General features: G+C 73.4%; 4 protein-coding genes. 2 read left to right on the top strand and 2 right to left on the bottom strand.

From position 1 onward, the window contains the following. Positions 1 to 33 precede the first annotated feature (33 nt). Both AC0CYZ_RS01375 and AC0CYZ_RS01370 read left to right on the top strand, forming a co-directional pair. Positions 34 to 1,026 (top strand): LLM class flavin-dependent oxidoreductase, encoded by a 993-nt coding sequence (locus AC0CYZ_RS01375; RefSeq protein ID WP_472211429.1) that lies wholly within the window; start codon positions 34 to 36, stop codon positions 1,024 to 1,026. A gap of 72 nt (positions 1,027 to 1,098) precedes the next feature. After that, positions 1,099 to 2,265, top strand: a complete 1,167-nt coding sequence (locus AC0CYZ_RS01370; protein ID WP_472211426.1) for an MFS transporter — start codon at positions 1,099 to 1,101, stop codon at positions 2,263 to 2,265. 77 nt (positions 2,266 to 2,342) lie between these two features. Here AC0CYZ_RS01370 and AC0CYZ_RS01365 read toward each other — a convergent pair whose 3' ends face one another. Both AC0CYZ_RS01365 and AC0CYZ_RS01360 read right to left on the bottom strand, forming a co-directional pair. Then, positions 2,343 to 3,170, bottom strand: a complete 828-nt coding sequence (locus tag AC0CYZ_RS01365; RefSeq protein WP_472211423.1) for a hypothetical protein — start codon at positions 3,168 to 3,170, stop codon at positions 2,343 to 2,345. Positions 3,171 to 3,325: 155 nt separating this feature from the next. After that, a partial coding sequence (locus AC0CYZ_RS01360) for a xanthine dehydrogenase family protein molybdopterin-binding subunit (RefSeq protein ID WP_472211420.1) occupies positions 3,326 to 4,474 on the bottom strand: 1,149 nt, incomplete at its 5' end.

The following is a 4,474-nucleotide window of genomic DNA, read 5'->3' as shown; positions in this document are numbered from 1 at the left end:
CGCCGCGTTGCCGACCCCGGGAGACACCCCGTCATGAAGCTGGCCCTCTACCTGCCGAACTTCCGCACCCAGATCACCGTCAAGGAGCTCGAGGACCTCACCGAGCTCGCCGAGGAGCTCGACTTCGACTCGGTCTGGACGCTCGACCGGATCGTCGTCCCGGAGGCGTCCGACCGGGAGGCCCTGCAGTACTCCTTCGGCATGATGGACGGGCTGCCCAACGCGCTGCCCGTGCAGTCGACGGGCAACTGGCTCCAGGGCTTCCCGCTGATCCCGTGGCTCGCGGCGAAGACCTCGAAGGTCCGCATCGGCATGAGCATCATCGACACGCCGTTCCGCGCCCCCGGCGTCCTCGCGGCGGAGCTGGCCACCATCGACCACCTCTCGAACGGGCGGCTGAACGTCGGTGTCGGGTCCGGGTGGATGCCCGAGGAGTTCGCGGCGGCCAGCGCGTCTCACATCTTCCCGAAGCGCCACAAGCACGTGCGCGAGTCGATCGAGATCATGCAGGGCGTCTGGGCCAACGAGCACTTCGAGTACCACGGCGAGTTCGCCGACTTCGACCCGTGCGGGTTCGGCGCGAAGCCGCTCCAGCAGCCGCGTCCGCCGATCTTCATGAGCGGACTCAAGGACCCGCTGCGCTCGGCGAAGCGGATCACGAAGTACGACCTCGACGGCTGGATCGGCATTCAGGACTCGCCGCAGCGCCTCGGGGAGTGGCTCACCGCCATCGACCAGCAGTTCGAGGAGATCGGGAGCCCGAAGCGTTCGAAGGACCTCGAGATCTGCAGCATGATCTGGACGGTCATCACCGACGAGGAGGTCGACCAGACCGTCAACGGCGTCGCGTCGAACCTGCTGGTCGGCACCGAGAAGCAGCTCACCGACCGGCTCAAGGCCTACAAGGAGGCGGGCATGACGATGCCGCTGATCTGGCCGCCGTTCACCGACGTCCCGACCTCCAAGACGATGGACGACCTGAAGCGGATCAAGAACGACATCATGCCGAAGGTAGAGGCCGTCTGAGTCGGGGCCGTCTGAGTCGGGGCTGACGGGGCCGCCGAGCGGGGTCCCGGCGGGGCTGGCAGCCTCGCCGGGATGGTCCGGGTCCCCGACGTGCGCGGTCGCGGGCTCGCGGCACTGTGCGTCACGGAGATCGTGAGCTGGGGAGCGCTCTACTACGCCTTCCCCGTTCTCCTGGGCCCGATCACCGCCGACACCGGGTGGTCGGCGACGGCGACGGTCGGCGCGTTCTCGTTCGGGGCGATCGTCTCGGCCGTGGCGGGCGTGGCGGTCGGCCGGCTCATCGACCGGTACGGGCCGCGACCGGTGATGACCGCCGGGTCGGTGATCGGGGCGCTCTCGCTGGTGGGGGTGGCGTCGTCGCCGTCGTTGCCGTGGTTCTACCTCGCGTGGGCGGTGGCCGGGGTGGGGCAGGCGGCGACGTTCTACCCGCCGGCCTTCGCGGCGATCACGGGCTGGTTCGGCGAGGACCGGCTGCGCCCGTTGACGACGGTGACGCTGGTGGCGGGGTTCGCCTCGACCGTGTTCGCCCCGCTGACCGCGCTGCTCGTCGAGAACCTGTCGTGGCGTGTCAGCTATCTCGTGCTCGCGGTGATCGTGGCGGTGGTGACGGTGCCGCTGCACGGGGTGTTCCTGGGCGTCCCGTGGCGGGGCCGCCCACCCCCCGACTCCGGCGCCGACGAGGCCGCCCGCACGGTGATCCGCTCGGGCCGGTTCGTCGCGCTCGCCGCAGTGATGGCCCTCGCGGGGTTCGGGCTCTACGCGGCGACGATCAACCTGGTCGGCCTGCTCGTGGCGCGCGGCGCGTCGCTCGGGCTCGCGTCGCTGGGCCTGGGCCTGATCGGGGCCGGCCAGGTCGGCGGGCGGTTGTTCTTCGCCCCGCTGTCGCGCCGGACCTCCCCCGCGACCCGGATCGGGATCGTGGTCGGGGTCGGCGGGCTGCTCGTCGTGGCCGCCGGCCTGACCCCGGGCCCGGTTGCGCTCGTCATCGCGATCGCGGTCCTCGCCGGAGCCTGTCGGGGGATGCACACGTTGTTGCAGGCCTCGGCGGTGTCCGACCGGTGGGGGACCGGGTCCTTCGGGCGGGTCAACGGGGTGTTCTCGGCCCCGACGACCGTGGGTGTCGCCCTCGCCCCGGCCGGCGGGGTGCTGGTGGCGGAGCTCGTCGGCGGTTTCCCGGTCGGCTACGTGGTGCTCGGGTGCCTGGCCGTGACCGCGGGGCTGGTGGCCCTGCGGGTGTGAGCCCCCCCACCTCGCCGAGGAGACGCTCATGCACGCGGAATCACCCGGAACGCGTGCACGAGCGTCTCCTCGGTGGGTCAGAGGGCGCCGCGCTCGACCAGCGCCTCCCGCACCCGGCGCTCGATCCACCCCGGGGTCCGGTACTGCCGGGCAGTCACCGTGATGACGACCCAGCCGAGGCGGCGCAGCGCGTCGACCCGATCCACGTCGCGACCACGCCGGTCCTCGGCGGTGTGGTCCCAGCCGTCGTACTCGACCGCCACCTTCCACTGGGGCCAGGCCAGGTCGAGTCGCGCGACGAACCGGCGTCCGTCCCACACCTCGTGCTGGCTCACCGGTACCGGGAGCCCCGCCCGGACGAGGTCGACCCGGACCCGGCTCTCCATCGGCGACTCGGACGCCGGGTCCATCAGCCGGGACACCTCCGGGACCTTCCGGCACCCCCGGGCGGTGCCGAGCTCGGACGCGAACCGGGCCAGGTCCACCCCGGCGAACCGGCCCAGCCGCCCGAGAGCGTCCGCCGCGACCACGGCGTCGAGCACCGGGACGAGGCGGGCGAGGTCGTACGCCGTCCGGATGGGCGTCGTCACCCGGACCCCGTCCTTCTCGGTGACGTCCTGGTCACGTGGTCGGCAGCGCCGGACCCGGCAGCCGACCGGCGGGCTCTGGCGACGCAGTTCGACGGCGACCTCGACCGGCGGCTCGGGGCGGGGCAGGACCTCGCAGCCCCACCAGCGACACGCCGACCACCCGGTGACGACCGCCTCCGGCCCGGCCCACGTCGTCACGGCCAGGATCCGCCGGTCCGGCGAGTCGGGGACGGTCGACGTGACGTAGGTGTCGTGCGCGAGACGGCGGAATCCCGGTCCCTGGAGCACGCGCCAGGTCACGAGGCCCCGGCGCACGGCCTCCGAACCACGGAACGGCCGATCCGTCGGCCACCGGTCGAGTCCCACGGGGCTCTGACGTCGGCCGGCCCCGATCGGCTCCAACCCGCGCCGAGGAGACGCTCATGCACCCGACGAGCGCGGATCCGCGTACACAGGCGTCTCCTCGGCGATCAGGCGGAGACCCGGCAGAGCTCCCAGAGCCGGTCCCGCGTCATCGGCAGCCGGTGGGGGCGGGCCCCGACGGCGTCGCGGACGGCGTTGGCGAGCGCTGGCGCCACCGGGTTGTAGGGCGACTCGCTCATCGACTTGGCGCCGAACGGCCCGCACGAGTCGACGGTGTCGGCGAAGAGCACCTCGGTGTACGGCACGTCGGCGTACTGCGGCAGGTGGTAGTCGCGCAGCACCCGGGTGGTGACCCGCCCGGCGTCGTCGAGCCGGATCTCCTCGTAGAGCGCGCTCCCGATCCCCTGCGCGACCCCGCCCTCTACCTGCCCGCGGCACTGGGTCGGGTTCACGACGACCCCGGCGTCGGCGGCGTGGACCGAGCGCAGGATCCTCAGCTCCCCGGTGTCGGTGTCGACGGCGACCCGGACGGCATGGACGTTGAAGGCCACCGAGCGGGGGGTGCCGTCGTGCTCGCCCGCCCCGGTCGCGCCCGCCAGCTCGACCAGCGCGACCCGGGACCCGTCGGGGGTCGAGACGTCGTCCGGGCCGAGCCGGCAGTCCTCGGGCGCCGCCCCGAGGCGCGCCGCGGCCTTCCCGAGCAGCTCGGTCGCCAGTGCCGCGGCGGCCCGGAACACGGCGGTCCCGGCCACCACGGTGCCCGTCGACCCGAACGCGCCGGTGTCCACCCCGACCGAGTCGGTGTCGGCGCCGGTGACGACCACCCGGTCGAGCCGGGTCCCGAGCGCGGTCGCGGCGATCTGGGCGTGCACGGTGGCCGTGCCGTTGCCGAACTCTGCGGTGCCAACCCGGACCCGGTAGCCACCGTCCGCCTCGAGCGTGGTCGTCGCCTGCGAGCGGTGGCCACGGGGCGGGATCGTCGCGATCATCGCGACCGCCATCCCCTCCCCGACCCGCCACGACGGACCGTCCGGTGCCGGATCACCGCCCCGCCGCAACGCCGCCTGCGCGAGGTCCAGGCACTGCGGCAGCCCGTCCGAGCCGAACTGCAGGTCGTCGGGGTGATCGGCCGGGTCGGCGGAGGCGACGAACGCGTCCCCGGGGCGCACCACGGTCCGTCGCCGCAGGTCGAAGGGGTCGACGCCGAGCTCGCGGGCGAGGTCGTCGAGGGCCGACTCGATCGCGAACTGCACCTG

The organism is Actinomycetospora sp. (genome assembly GCF_055612215.1).
Note: the sequence above shows the minus strand (reverse complement) of the source record. Positions and strands in the feature narration are given on the sequence as shown.